This window comes from Bradyrhizobium sp. USDA 4354 (assembly GCF_054060315.1).
The window spans coordinates 6,511,969-6,529,675 of the sequence record NZ_JBSSDC010000001.1 but is presented as its reverse complement, the minus strand read 5'-3'; the positions used below and the strand labels follow the sequence as shown (position 1 = coordinate 6,529,675).

Annotated in this window: 14 protein-coding genes; 5 read left to right on the top strand and 9 right to left on the bottom strand. The window is 64.6% G+C overall.

Annotated features, from left to right (window positions below; genetic code table 11):
* Position 1 precedes the first annotated feature (1 nt).
* The 3 genes from ACVIIV_RS30515 to ACVIIV_RS30505 are packed head-to-tail and all read left to right on the top strand — an operon-like array spanning position 2 to position 4,595.
* A complete protein-coding gene (locus ACVIIV_RS30515) occupies positions 2–2,944 on the top strand; it encodes a formate dehydrogenase subunit alpha (protein WP_456747483.1) in 2,943 nt (980 codons plus the stop codon).
* A gap of 12 nt (positions 2,945–2,956) precedes the next feature.
* On the top strand, positions 2,957–3,553 hold the full coding sequence (gene fdh3B, locus ACVIIV_RS30510; protein ID WP_027571966.1) for a formate dehydrogenase FDH3 subunit beta: 597 nt from the start codon (positions 2,957–2,959) through the stop codon (positions 3,551–3,553).
* A gap of 40 nt (positions 3,554–3,593) precedes the next feature.
* Positions 3,594–4,595: a formate dehydrogenase subunit gamma gene (locus tag ACVIIV_RS30505; protein ID WP_456747482.1), complete on the top strand. Its 1,002-nt coding sequence runs from the start codon at positions 3,594–3,596 to the stop codon at positions 4,593–4,595.
* 28 nt (positions 4,596–4,623) lie between these two features.
* Here ACVIIV_RS30505 and ACVIIV_RS30500 read toward each other — a convergent pair whose 3' ends face one another.
* Positions 4,624–4,827, bottom strand: a complete 204-nt coding sequence (locus ACVIIV_RS30500) for a hypothetical protein (protein ID WP_456747481.1) — start codon at positions 4,825–4,827, stop codon at positions 4,624–4,626.
* 337 nt (positions 4,828–5,164) lie between these two features.
* Between ACVIIV_RS30500 and ACVIIV_RS30495 the strand changes: the two genes are divergently transcribed.
* Entirely contained in the window at positions 5,165–6,244 is a 1,080-nt protein-coding gene (locus ACVIIV_RS30495; RefSeq protein WP_456747480.1) for a HoxN/HupN/NixA family nickel/cobalt transporter, read from the top strand.
* The gene (locus ACVIIV_RS30490) at positions 6,225–8,537 is read left to right on the top strand and encodes a TonB-dependent receptor (protein ID WP_456747479.1); all 2,313 of its coding nucleotides are present in this window, start codon (positions 6,225–6,227) and stop codon (positions 8,535–8,537) included. Before ACVIIV_RS30495 ends, ACVIIV_RS30490 begins: the two co-directional genes overlap by 20 nt.
* Before the next feature lie 65 nt (positions 8,538–8,602).
* Here ACVIIV_RS30490 and ACVIIV_RS30485 read toward each other — a convergent pair whose 3' ends face one another.
* From ACVIIV_RS30485 to ACVIIV_RS30450, 8 genes are read right to left on the bottom strand one after another with little or no spacing between them, the layout of a single operon-like run.
* A complete protein-coding gene (locus tag ACVIIV_RS30485; RefSeq protein ID WP_456747478.1) occupies positions 8,603–9,667 on the bottom strand; it encodes a UDP-glucuronic acid decarboxylase family protein in 1,065 nt (354 codons plus the stop codon).
* Between the two features lie 11 nt (positions 9,668–9,678).
* The gene (locus ACVIIV_RS30480; protein ID WP_456747477.1) at positions 9,679–10,803 is read right to left on the bottom strand and encodes a CgeB family protein; all 1,125 of its coding nucleotides are present in this window, start codon (positions 10,801–10,803) and stop codon (positions 9,679–9,681) included.
* On the bottom strand, positions 10,800–11,888 hold the full coding sequence (locus tag ACVIIV_RS30475; protein ID WP_456747476.1) for a CgeB family protein: 1,089 nt from the start codon (positions 11,886–11,888) through the stop codon (positions 10,800–10,802). Before ACVIIV_RS30475 ends, ACVIIV_RS30480 begins: the two co-directional genes overlap by 4 nt.
* Positions 11,885–13,015, bottom strand: a complete 1,131-nt coding sequence (locus tag ACVIIV_RS30470; protein ID WP_456747475.1) for a CgeB family protein — start codon at positions 13,013–13,015, stop codon at positions 11,885–11,887. The genes ACVIIV_RS30475 and ACVIIV_RS30470 overlap by 4 nt, the downstream gene beginning before the upstream one ends.
* Positions 13,012–14,124 (bottom strand): glycosyltransferase family 4 protein, encoded by a 1,113-nt coding sequence (locus ACVIIV_RS30465; protein WP_456747474.1) that lies wholly within the window; start codon positions 14,122–14,124, stop codon positions 13,012–13,014. The genes ACVIIV_RS30470 and ACVIIV_RS30465 overlap by 4 nt, the downstream gene beginning before the upstream one ends.
* Positions 14,121–15,407 carry a TIGR04295 family B12-binding domain-containing radical SAM protein gene (locus ACVIIV_RS30460; protein ID WP_456747473.1) on the bottom strand — a complete coding sequence of 429 codons (1,287 nt, stop codon included), beginning with the start codon at positions 15,405–15,407 and terminating at the stop codon, positions 14,121–14,123. Before ACVIIV_RS30460 ends, ACVIIV_RS30465 begins: the two co-directional genes overlap by 4 nt.
* A complete protein-coding gene (locus ACVIIV_RS30455; RefSeq protein WP_456747472.1) occupies positions 15,404–16,465 on the bottom strand; it encodes an SDR family NAD(P)-dependent oxidoreductase in 1,062 nt (353 codons plus the stop codon). The genes ACVIIV_RS30460 and ACVIIV_RS30455 overlap by 4 nt, the downstream gene beginning before the upstream one ends.
* On the bottom strand, positions 16,465–17,577 hold the full coding sequence (locus ACVIIV_RS30450) for an NAD-dependent epimerase/dehydratase family protein (protein ID WP_456747471.1): 1,113 nt from the start codon (positions 17,575–17,577) through the stop codon (positions 16,465–16,467). The genes ACVIIV_RS30455 and ACVIIV_RS30450 overlap by 1 nt, the downstream gene beginning before the upstream one ends.
* Positions 17,578–17,707: the final 130 nt, after the last annotated feature.

Sequence of the window (17,707 nt, the reverse complement as noted above, 5' to 3'; positions counted from 1 at the left end):
CGTGCTGATCAAGCGAACACACCAGCATTCCCCGCGCCAGGGTTCCGTCATCGAGTCTGTTGCGAGACAGGCCGGCGGTCTCGACCGCCGCAGCTTCCTGCGCAAATCCGGTATTGCCGGCGGCGCGCTCGCTGCGCTTGGCACCATGCCGCTCAGCGGGGTGCGTAAGGCGGAAGCGGTGACGACCGGTCCGCTCACCGCAGGCGCGACCGTCCGCAAGAGCATCTGCACGCATTGCTCGGTTGGCTGCACGGTGACGGCCGAGGTCTTGAACGGCGTATGGATCGGCCAGGAGCCCAGTTGGGATTCGCCGATCAATCGAGGCTCGCATTGTGCCAAGGGCGCATCGGTACGCGAACTCGTGCACAGCGAGCGGCGGCTGCGCTATCCGATGAAGCTCGTGGGCGGGCAGTGGACACGCGTGTCCTGGGACACCGCGATCAACGAGATCGGAGACAAGCTTCAGGCTGTACGCGACAAGTCGGGCCCCGATTCCGTCTATTGGCTCGGTTCGGCCAAGATGACCAACGAAGGCGCCTACCTGTTCCGCAAGCTCGGTGCGTTCTGGGGGACCAACAACACCGATCACCAGGCTCGCATCTGCCATTCGACTACCGTCACCGGCGTCGCCAATACCTGGGGCTACGGTGCGATGACCAACAGCTACAATGATATTCGCAATGCGAAGACACAGGTCGTCTTGGGCGGCAATCCGGCCGAAGCGCATCCGGTATCGCTGCAGCACCTGCTCGAGGGGAAGGAGCTGAAAAAGGCCAACTTTGTCGTAATCGACCCGCGCCTGACGCGCACGGCCGCGCATGCCACGGAATATGTGCGGATGCGGCCGGGCACCGACATCCCCATACTCTATGGCATGATGTGGCACATCCTCCAGAATGGCTGGGAGGACAAGGAGTTCATCCGGCAGCGGGTCTACGGATTCGACGATGTCCGCAAGGAAGTGGAAAAGTGGAATCCGGAAGAAGTCGAGCGCGTTACCGGCATTCCCGGCGAGCAGCTCAAGCGCGTCGCCAAGATGTTTGCCACCGAGAAGCCGGCCACGCTGATCTGGGCCATGGGCCAGACCCAGAAGACCGTCGGCACCGCCAACGTGCGCGCCAGCTGCATCCTGCTGCTGATGACAGGCAATGTCGGCGGAGAGGGCATGGGAGCCAACATCTTCCGTGGCCACGACAACGTGCAGGGCGCGACCGACGTCGGGCTCGATATCGTCACGCTGCCGTTCTACTACGGCCTCGCCGAAGGCGCCTGGAAGCATTGGTCGCGGGTCTGGGAGGTCGACTACGACTTCCTGAAATCGCGCTTCGACTCCAAGCAGATCATGGAAACTCCCGGCATTCCTCTGACCCGCTGGTTCGAGGCGGTGACGCTGCCGAAGGATCAGGTCGCGCAGAAGGACAATGTGAAGGCGGTGTTCGTGCAGGGGCACGCCTCCAACAGCATCACCCGCATTCCTGAGTCCCTCAATGGTCTGAAGGGGCTCGAGTTGCTCGTCATTGCCGACCCGCACCCGACGACCTGGGCCTCGCTTGCCGTCGAGGCGGGCCGCAAGGATGGCGTCTACATTCTGCCGGTCGCCACGCAATTCGAGTGCAAGGGCTCGCGCGTCGCCTCCAACCGCTCGCTGCAATGGGGCGAGCAGATCGTGAAGCCAATCTTTGAATCGAAGGATGATCTCGAGATCATCTACCTAATGGCGAAGAAGCTCGGTTTCGCCGACCAAATGTTCAAGAAAATCAAGGTCGAGAACAATCTTCCTGAAGCGGAGGATGTGCTGCGCGAGATGAACCGCGGCAGCTGGTCGACCGGCTATTGCGGGCAATCGCCCGAGCGCCTCAAGGCGCACATGAAGAACCAGGCCAAGTTCGATATGCTGACGATGCGGGCGCCGAAGGACGATCCCGAGGTCGGCGGCGATTATTACGGCCTGCCTTGGCCATGTTGGGGATCGCCGGAGGTGAAGCATCCCGGCACGCCGCTGCTCTACAACACCAATCTGCACGTGATGGACGGCGGCGGCACGTTCCGGCCGCGGTTCGGCATCGAGCGCGAGGAGAAGCTGCCGGACGGCACGACCCGGAAGGTGAGCCTGCTTGCGGACGGCTCGTACTCGTTGGGGTCGGGAATTCAGGACGGCTACCCGGAGTTCACGCTGGCGAGCCTGAAGAAGCTCGGCTGGGACACCGAGCTCACCGAAGCGGAAATGGCCGTGATCAACAAGATCAATCCCGCCAATCCGGACGCGGTGTCGTGGGCGCTCGACCTGTCGGGAGGCATCCAGCGCGTGGCGCTGGCGCATGGCTGCGTTCCCTACGGCAACGGCAAGGCGCGCATGAATGCCTTCGGCTTGCCCGACCCGATTCCTGTTCACCGCGAGCCGATCTACACGCCGCGCGTCGACCTCGTCGCCAAATATCCGACGCTGCCTGACGCCAAGCAGTTCCGGATGCCCAATATCGGCTTCTCCGTGCAGAAGGCAGCGGTGGAGAAGGGAATTGCAAAACAGTTCCCGCTCATCCTGTCGTCCGGCCGTCTGGTCGAATATGAGGGCGGCGGCGAGGAGACCCGGACCAACCCGTGGCTTGCCGAATTGCAGCAGGACATGTTCATCGAGATCAATCCTGCCGATGCCGCCGAGCGCGGTGTCAAGGACGGTGGCTGGGTTTGGGTCACGGGAGCCGAGAACAATTCCAGGGCGAGAATGAAGGCGCTCGTCACCGAACGAGTCGGCAAGGGTGTGGCCTGGATGCCTTTCCACTTCGGCGGTTGGCTCGCAGGCAAGGACCTTCGCGACAAATACCCGAAGGGCACCGACCCGATCGTGCTCGGTGAAAGCGCCAACACGATCACCACCTACGGATACGATCCCGCGACGAACATGCAGGAGACCAAGGTCACTCTTTGCCAGATCGCGGCGGCATAAGGAGCAACGACGATGGCACGTATGAAATTCCTCTGCGACGCCGACCGTTGCATCGAGTGCAACGCTTGCGTCACCGCCTGCAAGAACGAGCACGAGGTGCCCTGGGGCATCAACCGGCGCCGCGTCGTCACCATCAACGACGGCAAGCCGGGCGAGCGCTCGATCTCGATGGCCTGCATGCACTGCACGGACGCGCCCTGCGCGGCGGTGTGTCCGGTGAACTGCTTCTACACCACAGCAGATGCCGTGGTGCTGCACTCCAAGGACCTCTGCATCGGCTGCGGCTATTGTTTCTACGCTTGTCCGTTCGGCGCTCCGCAATATCCGAAGGTCGGCAATTTCGGCTCGCGCGGCAAGATGGACAAATGCACCTATTGCGCCGGCGGCCCGGAAGCCGACGGCAGCAAGGAGGAATACGAGAAATACGGTGCGAACCGGCTGGCCGAAGGCAAGCTGCCGCTGTGTGCCGAAATGTGCTCGACCAAGTCCTTGCTTGCGGGCGACGGCGAGATCATTGCGCAGATTTACAAGGAGCGCGTCATGAAGCGCGGCTATGGCTCGGGTGCATGGGGCTGGAAGACCGCATATCGCGAGACAATCGAGTCCTGACGTGGGCAGCCGAAGGGCGCGCAATACCGGGGAGGACGTGATGGCGTCGTTTGGAAGGTTCATTCGTCTGGCGTTGGGCGCCTGGGCGCTACTTCTTTTGGTGACGGTGGCGCCCGCGAGTGCGCAACAGGTCAATCCGACCGCAAGCTCGGTCAAGGAGGAGCAGCTTCTGCAGGAGCTCAACCGGATTCAGGGCCGCGTCAGCATTCCCGATCAGCGCTCCGGCGTTCTCGAGCAGCCGCAGGGACGGGAGTGGCGGGAATTCCGCAATGTGACGCTACCTTGGATCGGCGGCATCGCTATCCTCGGCATGATCGCGGCCATCGTGATTTTCTATCTTACCGTCGGGATGGTGCGTCTCGAAGCCGGACGGTCGGGCCGCACCATCGTGCGCTTCAACGCGTTCGAGCGGTTCGTGCACTGGCTGACGGCAACCTGCTTCATCGTCCTCGCCATATCAGGGCTGAACATCACGTTCGGTCGGCCGTTGCTGCTGCCCCTGATCGGCTTCGAGGCTTTCTCGGAATGGTCGCAATGGGGAAAGTACGCCCATAACTATCTGAGCTTCCCGTTCACCATCGGTGTCGTCCTGATCTTCCTGATGTGGATCGGCGGCAATATCCCGAGCAAGGTGGATATCGAATGGGCCAAGCGCGGCGGCGGCATGATCGGGCATGACCATCCGCCGGCCTACCGCTTCAATGCCGGCCAGAAGATGATCTACTGGATCGTCGTGATCGGCGGCGGACTGGTTGCAGCGTCCGGCTATGCGCTGATGTTCCCGTTCTACGGCACGGGAATCGAGGGCATGCAAATGGCCCAGATCGTCCACTCGATCGTGGCGGTCCTGTTCGTCGCGGCGATGATCGCGCACATCTATATCGGCACCATCGGCATGGAAGGTGCGTTCGAGGCCATGGGTTCGGGCGAAGTCGACGTCAACTGGGCTCGCGAGCACCATAGCCTCTGGCTCGACGAGCAGATGGCGCGAACCGGGCCGAACGACGGACAATCGCAACCCGCAAGCGCGGCTGCCGAATAAGGCGGAGCACCTACGCGGGCGCTCCGACCTACCGAGACGGCTCCTTCGCAAACAAGACGGAGCGATCCTGCAGCTCCTGCTCTGGAAGCTGGTCGGCCTTTCCTGTCTGCATGTCTTGAATGGACGCCATGCCGTGCTGACCGAAATGAGGCACGGCATGCGGCCTAAGCACGCTGTTGGCCGCACCGGCGAGAAGCATGGCTGCAATAAGCGAGAGCATGAGGAGTTTCATGCGCTGTCTCCGTCTGCCATCTCCACCCGGCACGATGAATACACCCGGATCGTCGCATCGGATGTGAGCCGCTTCACAGCGATGGGTTCCACTTGCTGGGGCGGTCCAAGCTCTCCAGACGACCGTCAACTTCGTCGTCAAAGTGGATACCTGCTTGCCAATGCAAGCGCCCCCTCCCGTACCGGCGCTGTGATCCGCTGACGCGGAATTCTTCCATCAGGCCAGCCATTTGGCCTGCGTTCCGTCGGCTTGTCAGGCGTGAGCGCGAAACTGGTCCAGCTCTTGCTCTTGCCAGTATGAGAGTTTTTGATAAACGTCATACTGTGGGGTCGGACGGATGGTGCGAGTGGCGAGACGGAATTTGCGGGCGGTCGAACCCGGAACGGTGGCGCTGCTCGGCGGGCTCGTTACCGCCAACATCGCCGCATGGGCCTGGGCATTCGCTCTGTTCGGGGAACGGCCGACGGTGATGGCGACGGCGCTGCTCGCCTGGGTGTTCGGCCTCCGTCACGCCGTCGATGCCGATCACATCGCCGCGATCGACAACGTCGTGCGCAAGCTGATGCATGCGGGCGAGACGCCGCGTAGCGTCGGTCTCTATTTCGCGCTCGGCCATTCCACCGTGGTCGTGGTCGCGACCATGCTGCTGGCGCTGGGCGTCGTGAGCCTCGGCGGCGACAGCCTGCTCAAGGAGATCGGCGGCCTGATCGGCACCTCGGTGTCGGCGCTGTTCCTGCTCGCGGTTGCGGCGATCAATCTCGTCATTTTCGCCGGTCTGTGGCGGACGTTTCGCGCGGCACGGGACGAGGGCGTCCATGACGCTGCGCAGCTTGACGCGCTGCTTGCCAGCCGCGGCGTCCTGGCGCGGCTGCTCGGCCCGATGTTCCGCCTGGTGACGAAGCCGTGGCATATGTATCCGCTCGGCTTCCTGTTCGGCCTCGGCTTCGATACCGCGACCGAGATCGGTTTGCTCAGCATCTCCGCCAGTGAAGCCGCACGCGGCGCCTCGCTCGCCGATGTCCTGGTGTTCCCGGCGCTGTTCGCGTCAGGCATGGCGCTGGTCGACACTGCCGATTCCGCGCTGATGGTGAGCGCCTATCGCTGGGCGTTCGTCGATCCCCTGCGAAAGCTCTGGTACAACCTCACGATCACCGGTGCTTCCGTCGCGGTCGCGCTGTTCATCGGCGGCATCGAGGCGCTCGGGCTGATCGGCGATCGGCTCGGCCTCTCCGGCGGCATGTGGACGCTGGTCGAGGGCCTCAACGAGTCGCTTGCCAATGTCGGTTTCGCCGTCATCGCGCTGTTTGCGATGGCTTGGCTCGTTTCGGTCCTGCTCTATCGCCGCATCTTTGCCGACGGCCGCCACTCTGCCGCGACGCAAGGTTTGGAATGCGCCGATGCGACGGAGGCGGCTTGACCCCGGCCGTCGTGGCGGCGCACTGACGGCACTCTCGGCCTTGGCGCTGCTCGCGGATCACGGCCACGTCTTCGCGCAGAGCAATAGCGCCTCGCGCGAACTGCCGCCGGTGCAGGTCAGTGGCGGCGAGACGCCGGGGCGCAAGAAACCGGTCGCATCGCGCCGCACTGGCGTGCCGCCACCGGCCGGTCATCGCATCTTTGTGTATCCAGCAGCGACGCAGCCGTCAGATGCGCGCAGCGTCGCCTCGGGTGCAAAGGGCCAGCCCAGTATGGCCAGCGAGATCACCATCTCGGGCGAGGAGATCAATGCACGCCCTTTCACGCGGCCGGGCGAAGCGCTCGAAGCCGTGCCGGGCCTGATCGTGACGCAGCATTCCGGCGAGGGCAAAGCCAACCAGTATTTCCTGCGCGGTTATAATCTCGACCATGGCACCGACCTTGCCATCACCGTTGATGGCGTCCCCGTCAACATGCGCACCCACGCGCACGGCCAGGGCTATGCCGATCTCAACTGGCTGATCCCGGAAACCATCGCCGCAGTGGATGTGCGCAAGGGGCCGTACTTCGCCGATGAAGGCGACTTCGCCTCGACCGGAAGCGTCCATATCGGCCTGATCGACCGCACCAAGGGACTCGCGCAGGTGAGCGCCGGCAGCTTCGGTTATCGCCGCCTGCTCGGCATGGATTCCGCGAAAGTCGGAGACGGTTCGCTGCTGGTGGCCGGCGAGATCGGTACCTATAACGGCCCGTGGGACCATCCGGACAATGTACGAAAGCTCAACGGCCTCGTGCGCTACAGCCAGGGCACCGCGACCGACGGCGTGTCCGTGACGGGCATGGCCTACGCCAACACATGGAATTCGACCGACCAGGTGCCGCAGCGCGCCATCACTGGCGGCCTGCTCGACAGGTACGGCTCGGAAGACCCGAGCGACGGCGGCAAGGCCAACCGTTTCGCGCTCTCCGGCCGCATCGCGCAGACCGACGACGTCGGGTCCTGGAAAGCCAACGGCTATGCGGTGAAGAGCCAGCTCGACCTCTTCAACAATTTCACATATTTCCTCGACGATCCCGTGCTCGGTGATCAGTTCCACCAGCACGACGACCGCCTGATGGCGGGCGCCAACGTCTCGCGCACGCTGAACGGCTCGTTGGCCGGCCTGCCGATGCAGACCACCTTCGGCCTGCAATCGCGTTATGATGCGATCGACCTCGCGCTCACCAAGACTTTCCGGCGCGGCTTCCTTGCGAACGTTCGCAGCGACAAGGTCGGCGAGGGCAGCGTCGGGGTCTATGCCGAAAGCACGGTGCGCTGGACCGACTGGCTCAGGACGACGGTGGGTTGGCGCGGCGACTATTATGCTGCGGACGTCACCTCTCTCTTCAATGCCAACAATTCCGGCCGCGCCGACGCCGCGCTCGGCAGTCCGAAATTCAGGATGGTGCTCGGCCCATTCAATCAGACCGAGTTCTTCCTCGGCGCCGGCTACGGCATGCATTCCAACGACGCCCGCGGCGCGACCACGACGGAGGACCCCACCGATCCCGCGACAAGGCTCACGCCGTCGCCGCTCCTGGTGCGCACCAGAGGCGCGGAGGTCGGTGTTCGCAGCAGGATCGTTCCCGGCCTCGATACCTCGCTCAGCCTCTTCATTTTGGATCAGGATTCCGAGATCCTGTTCGCCGGTGATGCCGGCGACACCTCGGCGACCCGCGCCAGCCGCCGCTACGGCTTCGAGTGGACCAACCACTACCGGCCATGGTCCTGGATCGACATCGACGCGGATCTTGCAATGACGCATGCGCGCTTTCGCGGCTATGACAGCGAGCAAGCGGAGGTCTATGCCTCGCTCGCCGGCTATCCCGAGGCGCAGATCGGCAATGCGCCTGGCAACTACATTCCCAACGCTCCGGCGATGGTGGCATCGGCCGGCGTCACGCTGGGCGAGAAGACCGGCTGGTTTGGAAGCTTGCGCTGGCGCTATCTGGCCTCGAGCCCTCTGACGGAGGACAATGCGTTCCGGTCTTCCGCGACCAGCATCTTCAACGGCCGCCTCGGTTATCGCATCGACAATGGCTGGCGGCTTCAGCTCGACGTGCTCAACCTCTTCAACACGAAGGCCAACCAGATCACCTATGCCTACGGCTCGCTGCTCAAGACCGACACGCTCTACAATCTCTGCACATCGGGCACCGCGCCGGCGGCCGTTTGTCAGAACGGCGTGATGGACTACGTGCTGCATCCGGTGGAGCCGCTGACGATCCGGGTCACTGTGGCCGGGACGTTTTAGGTTTGGTCAGGTCGCAGACCCTGCGCTAGCGCTCTGCGGCGGGGCACCCACCTCATGATCTGTCGTCACGCTTGATCGGACATCGTCAGCCGGTCGCGTGCCGGATGGCGCGCCTTGCGTGGGGCGATGGCCGGCACGAGCGGGGGCGACTCGCCGGCGAGACGTAGCGCAAAATAGGCAATGGTCGCTTGAAGACCGTCCTTCAGTGCCACCCGCGGACGCCATCCCAGAATCTTCTCTGCGGCATCGATCACGGGCTTCCGTCGCTTGGGATCGTCCTTTGGCAAGGCTTCGAAGCGCAGCGGGGAGGGCGATTCAGTGCAGGCCAGCACTTCGCGAGCGACCGCCTCGATCGTGACCTCGTGCGGATTGCCGAGATTGCATGGACCGGTGACCGAGGCGGGGCTCTCCATCAAGAGCTGAAGCCCCCGCACCAGATCGTCGACGAAGCAGAAGCTGCGGGTTTGCGTGCCCTGGCCGTAGATCGTGATCGGCTCTCCGCGCAAGGCCTGCACGATGAAGTTGGAGACGACGCGGCCGTCATTCTCGAGCATGCGCGGGCCATAAGTGTTGAAGATGCGCGCGACCTTGATCTCCGTCCCGTGCATGCGCCTGTAGTCGAACATCAGCGTCTCCGCGGCGCGCTTACCCTCATCGTAGCAGGCCCGCGGCCCGATCGGGTTGACGCTGCCGAGATAGGATTCCGGCTGCGGATGCACCTCCGGGTCACCGTAGACCTCGCTGGTGGAGGCTTGAAGGACCCGGGCGCGCTTCTGCCGCGCGAGTTCGAGCAGGTTGATCGAGCCGAGCACGCAGGTCTTCATCGTCCCGATCGGATCGGTCTGATAGTGCCGGGGTGAGGCCGGGCAGGCGAGGCTGTAGATCCGGTCGATATCGCCCTCGATCTCGATGGGATCGCGAACATCATGCTCGATGAAACGGAAGTTCGGGTGATTGAGCAGCGGCCGGATGTTGTCGGCCGTCCCCGTGAACAAATTGTCGAGGCAGATGACCATGCTGCCGCGTTGCAGGAGCGCGTCGCAAAGGTGCGATCCGATGAAGCCGGCACCGCCGGCGACCAGGATCGTCGGCGAGCGGCGGGAGGCGTGGATGCGGGTCTGGAGTGTCATGATATGGCCTTTCAGAGTTCTGCGACCTGCATGGGGCGAGCGACGGGAAGAGGCGCCGTCTTGCGGCGGCGCCGCGCGAATGCCTCGGCGTAATAGGTCTCCAGCTGCCGGGCACGATGCTCGGGGGTGTGATCGGCGAGAACCCGCCGTCGCGCGTTGTGAGCGATCGTGTGCCGTTGCTCGTCCGGCATGTCGCGCAGGATCTCGATGACCTCGCGTGGGCTGGATGCCAGCAGGATTTCGCGCGACGGCGCGAAGATCGTCTCGATCCCGGGCCATCGGTCCGAGATCACGGGCGTGCCCCAGGCGGCGGCCTCGAACAAGCGGACGCTCGGCGAGAAGCCCAGCGCCTTCATGTCTGCGCGGGTGGCGTTCAGGGAAAAGCGTTGCGCCGTGTAGAACGCCGGATGCTGCTTTGGCGGGAGATGCTCGATCCGGGCCACGTTGGCGGGCCAGGCAATATGCTCGGGATACTGCGCGCCGGCGACGACGAATTGTTCCGACGATAGCGTGCGCGCCGGTGCAAGCAGCAACTCGTCGAGAACCGGCTGTCGGTCCTCGCTGTAGGTTCCGAGATAGCCGAGTGCCCATTTCGGCTGCGCCCGCTTCGGTGCGTGGACCTCCGCATCTGCGCTGCAATAAAGGACACGCGCGAGCGGACTGCCGTAGCTCTGCTCGATCATTCCGGGCACCGGTCCGCCGGTGAAGGACAGATAAAGATCGAAGCGCGGGATCATTGCGGCGGAAAGATAATTGAGGCCCTGCTCGAGCCTCGCCAGTGTGACCGGCGTGTCGATGTCGTAGAATGCCGTGACGCCCCTCGCATGGGTCGTCGTCCATTCGGCAATTGGGATACCGTCAGGAACATAGGAGCCGATGATCACCAGATCGGCATCGCGGATCAGCTTGCCGAACCGGCGCGGAATATCCTTCAAGGATTGGTACAGCTCGACAGTCCAGGCAGAGGGCTTGGTCAGGTCGCGGTGATCCCGATACCAGGGCACGTCCCGCTCCAGAAACGTGACGCGGTGACCTCGTCGCGCCAGGGCTTCGATCAGGGCGCGGTAGGTCGTGGCGTGACCGTTGCCCCAGGACGACGTGACCGAAAGTCCGATGACGACGATGGAGAGGTTCATTCTGCTGCCTCGATTCGCGAGCTGCTGGCGACGAAGAGATCGTTGAACTGGCGGGCGCGCTGCCGATAGGTGTGCTGGCTCAGGATGCGCGCGCGGGCGCGGCGCGCGATCGACCGGGCCAACTCTGGATCCAGCGCGGCGAGGTGCTCTGCGACCTCGGCTCCGTCAGCGGCGACCAGCACCTCGCGGCCGGGCTCGAGAAAATGATCGATGCCGGCCCATTGATCGGTGATCAGGCAGGCGCCGGCGCCGATCGCTTCGAACACCCGGGTTGGCGGGGAGAAACCGTAGCGAGCCATGCTGTCGCGATTGACGTTCAGCGTCGCGAGAGCGGAGCCGAAGAACGCGTTGTGATCGGCGGTGCCGACATGGCCGACCTTGCGCAGATTGGCGGGGGCGTCCTTGTCGTCCCAGCCGGCGCCGCCGAGCACGAAGGATTTTTGGGGCAGGCGGCGCGCGACGTCGAGGAAGAATTGCTCGACGCGTGTCTCGCGATCAGGCAGACGGTTGGCCAGCAGGCTGAGATCGCATGCGAAGCGGGGATTGGGCGGCGCCGAAAAATGCGTGGCAGGATCGAGCGCATTGTAGATCGGCAAGCAGTCTCGCGCGCCCATCGCTCGGTAGGCCGACACGACGCCATCGCCGCCGCCATAGGTCAGGACCATATCATAGGACGGGATCGCGCGACGCAAATGATGCTGCGGGTCGCTCTCCATCGCTTCGAGCGTCGCGGGAGCATCGACATCCCAGAAGATCCGGATCAGCCGGGACGGCAGCGCAGCAATGGCGTTCTCCAGCTCTTGATCAAAGACGCCGACGCCGCTGGCCTTGACCAGCATGTCGGCCGATTGAGCCGCGGCATCGAGCGAGCGGCGCCAGCCGTCCGGGGTGGCGGGATAGACGATCACTCTGGCCCAATCCGGGTCGTCGATGTCGCGATGCGCCTGGCGCGCGAAGGCGTCAGGTTCGTAGAAGGTGATCTCGTGGCCGAGCGCCGCGATCTCCTTCAGCATGCCGCGGTAGTAAGTGGCGGCGCCGTTCCAGTAGGACGAGACGAGGCTGGACCCGAAGAAGCAGATCTTCATGCGACGGCTCCGATGTGATGCTGAGGCCGCGACGGGCGGCTTGAACTCCGGATGTCCGCCACGATGCCGACAAGCTGCTCCGCCCGATGGCGGCAAGTGTGACGCTCCCGGATCGTCTTCAGGCCGGTATCCACCATTGCGGAAGATAACTCCGGATCGTCGATAACCGCGCGAAGCGCACGCTTCATCTGCGCACCATCGGCGACGCTGAGATAAGCGTCATCCGGGAACAGCCCTTCCGCATCCGACCAGGGTGCCGAAACCAGGGGAATGCCGCAGGCCAGCGCTTCGAACACGCGGATGGTCGGAATGCCCGGAAGCAGGGCTACGTAAGGCCCGCGCGGCACATGGATCGTTGCGCGCGCGCCGGCGAAGGCGACGGGAGCCCAGTGCGCCGGCAGCCAGCCGCCATAGCGAATACCTGCGCTCCTGATGGTGTGCAGCGCATCGTCCGAATAGCGCACGCCATGGACGCTCGCGCGGAGCTTCAGCCCGGCCGCGGGCTCGACCAGAAACTCGATCAGTTCGGTGCTGCGCTCGCCATCTCCCCAATTGCCGATCCAGACCAGATCGTCTGTACGCTCAACCTGCGGCAGCGGATGATACAGCGCGACATCGGCTGCCTCGTGCCAGGTGAAGACCCGGTCGGCCCAGCCGAGCTTCAGATAGATCTGCCGAAGCACCTCGCCGAAGGCGAGCACGCCGTCGAATCCGTCGAGGTCGAATTGCGCAAGCTCTTCGGGCGCGCTGACGGCGCGGTGATGGGTGTCGTGGAACAGCAGGGTGAAGGGCGCGCCTTGCGCCCGCCTGCGCCCCATCTGCGCGATGAGATCGGGCGAATTCCATTCATGCACGATGACGAGATCGGCACCGTCCAGCGCCCGCTCGAGATCGAGGCTGGCCCCGTAGCGGCGGATGTCGATGCCGGGAAAGAGGGCGGGAATATCCTCCATCGCCTGACTGCCGCCTTCGCGGATGGCGTTCAGCCGGCTCCAGCCGCCAATGGGTTCGAACACGACGACCTCGTGCCCGAGCGCACGAAGCTCGCGCGCGTAGCCGCGCAGGAAATGCGCGTTGCCGTTGTTCCAGCAGGAGGTGAACGCATGATAGAACAGGACGCATTTCATGCGCGCACCTCGATCTGGCTGGCCGCCGCGCTCGTCCGGCTCGATGCGATCAGGTCCTGATAGAGACCAAGATAGGCGCTCGTCATGCGCGTCAGCGAATAGGTCAGGGATTGCTCATAGGCGGCGCGCTGCAGCCGTGCTCGACCCTTTTCGTCAGCGCAAAGCTCCGCGAGATTCCGATGCAGCGCATCGCTGTCGGCCGGATCGAAGAACAACGCGGCCCCGCGCCACAGCTCGCGGAAGGTCGGGATGTCGGAGAGAACCAGAGCGCAGCCCGCGGCAGCTGCTTCCAGCACCGCGAGGCCGAACGGCTCATAGAAGGCGGGGCTGACGAAGATCGCCGCGTGCTGCAAGCGCGCACCCATGACCTCGTGCGGCAGCTCTCCGAGCCAAGTGGCGCCAGATGATGGCCGTGCGTCGATAGGACCGGCCACCTCGACCGGCCAATCCAGTCCGGGTGTGGCCGCGGCGAGAGCCTCGATGTTCTTGGCGCGGTCCCACAGCCGTCCGGCCGCGAAGATCAAGTCCTGCTTCCGTCCAGAGGGGTCGCGAGGTGCAATTCCGTTCCAGATCACCGCGCCGCGCGATCGGGGACGGTAGATCGTCGTCATGTCGTCGTAGAAGGCCCGGCTTGGACACACCCAGGCCTGCGTCATGTCGAGGGCCGCGGCGACCCGTTCGGTATAGCGGCGCCATCGCAGCTCGCCGAGCCAGGCCGTATCGCGGCAGGCCACTGCCCAGGAATTCACGCAGGAATGCGCCACCAGCACCGTCGGAGCATGCCAGGCAAAGGTCGCTTCGCGAAAGCTGTTCAGATGCACGACATCAGGCATCAGCCTGGCTTCGAGATTGGCGAGCACGCGCCTTGCGTCGGAGACGTTCCGCCCTTCCGGGTCCTGCCATTCGAGTGCGAGGTCCGTTTCGATCAGATGGACCCGGGCGTCACACAGCATCCGGCGCTGATCGACGCGCGCTCGCGGGCCCAGCGTCACGAGCGTGACGTCGTCGCCCGACGCAGCGAGGCTGGATGCGAGGGCGCAGGAATAGGTCCATACGCCGCCAACCGTGTCGGTCGTCATCATGATACTGATGTCCGCGCCACGACTCATGAGGCCACCTGGAGTTCGAGAGTGTCGAGCGGGACCGGGCGATCGTTCTGCACGTCGCTGAACTGGTCGAACATCGCGAGATAGTGCCGGTGCGCACGCTCCCAGGCGAAATCGTCGGGCTCGCCCCAGAGCTTGCGGTAATCGGGAGAGCCGGGATAGGGATAGAGCGGCACCGGATCGTTTGCCCAGACGCCGGCATCCTGCATGGTGCGGCGCCAGCGCTGCACGACGGGATCGTCGTCCTCGGGCACCTCGATCAGATTGGCCTGCACGAACGGGATGTGGTGGCGGGCCTCGACCAGCCGGTCGGCGAGCTGATCGGTGGTCATCTTGCAGTTCTTGGCGAGTGCTGCGCGCCCCTCGACGGTCAGGCTCTCGATGCCGGCTTCGATCGAGACGCAGCCGGCACGGCCGAGCAGGGCGAGCATGTCGGGCTTCCACAGGTCGATACGCGTCTGCACGCCGAACTTCAGCCCGCGGGTTGTCAACCCTTCCAGCAGCTCGCGATTGGGAAGAAAGATCTCGTCGATGAAGTAGACGTACTCAATTTCCTGATCGCGCAGACGATCGATCTCATCGAGAATGACCGCTGGCGGCCGCTTGCGGTAGGCGTTGCGGAAATTCTCCTTGGCGCAGAACGTGCAGTTGTAGGGGCAGCCGCGCGAGGCCTCGACCTCGGCGCCGGGAGCTGCCGGCTCGGCCTCGAAGCGGTGATGGTGGTGATGGTGGCGCCGGATCATCTCGTCCGGCCAGTCGAGCGCGGGCTGGTCGCTGAACGCGACCGCCTGCGGGCCGCCATTGACCCGGAGCGCAGCACCGTCGGCGAAGCACAGGCCCGGAAAGTCCCGCTCGCCATTGGCGAGACGCAGCAGGGACGCCTCGCACTCGCCCATCACGACGATGTCGACGCCGAGCTTCCTCAAGGCGGTCTTCGGCGTGGTCGAGCCATGCGGGCCCACCGCGATCAGCGTCGGCGCAAGGTCCCGCGCCGCCAGTGCGAGCTGTTGCGGCACGCGAAGCTCCGGCGGCGCGCAGCGCCAGAACAGGTATGTCGGCGCGGTGGTGAAGACGATCTGGTCGGGACCGAAGGCGCGCAGCTCGGCTTCGATCTCGCGGACCGAGAGATCGAACATGTGCGCATCGAGCAGCAGCGTCTTGTGGCCAGCCGCCTTCAGATAGTGCTCGGAGATGCCGAGCTCGAGCGGAAGGTGAGGGGAGCGGCAGCCGAAATAGATGCTTCCGGCAAAATCCCAGTTCGGATTGATGAGGGCGATGCGCGTCATGCCAAGGCCTCGCGGTTGCCGGGTGATCCGAAGCGGCTGTCGAGCCAGGCGTGGAGCGAGCGCAGGCCGTCGGCGAGGGAGATTTGCGGCGTCCAGCCGAGCGCGGTGGCGAGCGCCCTTGTATCGGTCACGTACCAGGGCTGATCGCCCGGTCGCCAATCCGCAAAGCGGTAGGCGACATTGCGGCCGGTCAGCCCGGCGATGCGGTCGATCAACTCGAGCAGGCTGACCGCATTCGCCGGACCGCCGCCGAGGTTGAAGATGCGCCCGCGGGCCAGCGCGATGTGGTCGAGCGCTGCGAGCCAGGCGTTCGCCGCGTCCGACACGTGCAGCGCGTCACGGACCTGCTTGCCGTCACCGTAGATCGTCAGCGGATTGCCGCGGATGGCGCTGAGCAGGAAGTGTGCGATCCAGCCCTGGTCCTCGGTGCCGAATTGCCGCGGCCCGTAGATGCAGCTCATGCGCATCACCACGGTCTGGAGCCCGAACACCCGGGCGTAGTCGTGGACGTATTGATCGGCCGTGCCCTTGGAGCATCCATAGGGGCTGTAGAAATCCAGCGGGGCGTTCTCCGAGATGCCGCCGCTGAGCAAATCGCTGACTGGCGTGTAGCGGAGGCCTTTGGGCGTAATCTCGCTGTCCTCGATCAGGCGCCCGTAGACCTTGTTGGTCGAGGCAAAGATCACCGGCGCCGAGCTGTTATGCAGGCGAACGGCTTCGAGCACGTTCAACGTGCCGCGCGCGTTGATCTCGAAATCGGCCGAGGGATCGCTGACGCTGTCGGTGACGGCGACCTGGGCTGCGAGGTGCAGCACGGCCCGCGCCTCGCGCACGGCGTCGATCACCGGGATCGGGTCGCGGATGTCAGCCACCGTGATCGTGACGCGGTCGCCATGCCGGGATCTTAGCCATTGCGCGTTCTCGCGCACGCCGGCGCGGGCGAGATTGTCCAGCACCAGCACGCGATCGCCCCGCTCGGCGAGGCGGTCGGCGAGATTGCAGCCGATGAAGCCGCAGCCGCCGGTGACCAGGACGTGTCTGATGTCTCGTTCGTTCATCACGCGACCAACCCTCGTTGCAGCAGCTCACGGGTAGCCCGCTCCGCCTGATCGTCGGCGATCTGGCCGGCGAGGTACTCGGCCAGCTCTTCAAGACCGTCCTTGAACGCGACATGCGGCTCGAAGCCGAGCAGGTCGCGTGATTTGCCGATATCGGCAAAGCAGTGCCGGATGTCGCCGGCGCGGTATTTCCGCGTGATCTCGGGGGCGATCTCGCGCCGTCCCATCACCTGGGCCAGATCCTCGGCCACCGACAGAATGGTGCGGCTCTGACCCGAGCCGACGTTGAAGACGTCCTGGCTGTGGTCGGCTTCGAGCGCCATGCGGCAAGCGCGGGCGACGTCGTGCACGTGAACGAAGTCGCGCCGCTGCTGGCCGTCTTCGAAGACGAGCGGCGGCCGACCGTTGAGCAGCCGTGCGGCGAAGATGGCCAGCACGCCGGTATAGGGATTGGACAGGGCCTGGCGCGGACCGAACACGTTGAAGAAGCGCAAGCCGACGGTCGCAATGCCGTAGGCTTTGCCCGTGATCAGGCACATGCGCTCCTGCGCATACTTGTTCAGCGCGTAGATCGAGCTCAGCGACGGCTGCTTCGTTTCAGGGGTGGGCACGGGCTCGAGCGAATGGCCTGCGGTATCCCGCAATTCCCACTCTCCTTTGCGAAGCTGCTCGACCGGCCGTTCGTCGCACGCGACGACGCTCCCGGCGCCGTCACGATAGAGGCCCTCGCCGTAGATGCTCATCGAGGATGCCGCCACCAGCCGCGCGGCCGGACGCTTGGCCAGCGCCTGCAGCAGCACCGCGGTGCCGAGCTCGTTGGTCCTGACATAGGGCTCGATGTTGTACATGCTCTGGCCGACGCCGACGGCGGAGGCGAGATGCAGGACCATGTCGACCCCGCGCAAAGCCTGTTCGACGGCAACTGCATCGGTGACGTCGCCGACCACGAGCTCCGCATCGTCGGCGAGATAGGCAGGCCGCTGACGGTTGCCGCCGTGGACTTGCGGAGAGAGATTGTCGAGAAGGCGGACGTCATAGCCGGCCGCAAGCAGCACGTCGGCCGTATGCGAGCCGATGAATCCCGCGCCTCCAGTAATCAATACTCGCGTCATTCACCGCTCCGTGCCGCATTGGACCGATCCGTTCGGGATCGGTCGATGATGAGAGTTGAAGCGCGCTTTTGCTCGGTCGGGGCGACCCGCGCGCCAGTCACGTCTGGGAGTTAGAAGCGGTGCAAGGAAT

Coding starts and splice junctions, on each gene's coding strand:
- fdh3B (WP_027571966.1), top strand. CDS start 2,957: ATGGCACGTATGAAATTCCTCTGCGACGCCGACCGTTGCATCGAGTGC.
- ACVIIV_RS30505 (WP_456747482.1), top strand. CDS start 3,594: ATGGCGTCGTTTGGAAGGTTCATTCGTCTGGCGTTGGGCGCCTGGGCG.
- ACVIIV_RS30500 (WP_456747481.1), bottom strand. CDS start 4,827: ATGAAACTCCTCATGCTCTCGCTTATTGCAGCCATGCTTCTCGCCGGT.
- ACVIIV_RS30495 (WP_456747480.1), top strand. CDS start 5,165: ATGGTGCGAGTGGCGAGACGGAATTTGCGGGCGGTCGAACCCGGAACG.
- ACVIIV_RS30490 (WP_456747479.1), top strand. CDS start 6,225: ATGCGACGGAGGCGGCTTGACCCCGGCCGTCGTGGCGGCGCACTGACG.
- ACVIIV_RS30485 (WP_456747478.1), bottom strand. CDS start 9,667: ATGACACTCCAGACCCGCATCCACGCCTCCCGCCGCTCGCCGACGATC.
- ACVIIV_RS30480 (WP_456747477.1), bottom strand. CDS start 10,803: ATGAACCTCTCCATCGTCGTCATCGGACTTTCGGTCACGTCGTCCTGG.
- ACVIIV_RS30475 (WP_456747476.1), bottom strand. CDS start 11,888: ATGAAGATCTGCTTCTTCGGGTCCAGCCTCGTCTCGTCCTACTGGAAC.
- ACVIIV_RS30470 (WP_456747475.1), bottom strand. CDS start 13,015: ATGAAATGCGTCCTGTTCTATCATGCGTTCACCTCCTGCTGGAACAAC.
- ACVIIV_RS30465 (WP_456747474.1), bottom strand. CDS start 14,124: ATGAGTCGTGGCGCGGACATCAGTATCATGATGACGACCGACACGGTT.
- ACVIIV_RS30460 (WP_456747473.1), bottom strand. CDS start 15,407: ATGACGCGCATCGCCCTCATCAATCCGAACTGGGATTTTGCCGGAAGC.
- ACVIIV_RS30455 (WP_456747472.1), bottom strand. CDS start 16,465: ATGAACGAACGAGACATCAGACACGTCCTGGTCACCGGCGGCTGCGGC.
- ACVIIV_RS30450 (WP_456747471.1), bottom strand. CDS start 17,577: ATGACGCGAGTATTGATTACTGGAGGCGCGGGATTCATCGGCTCGCAT.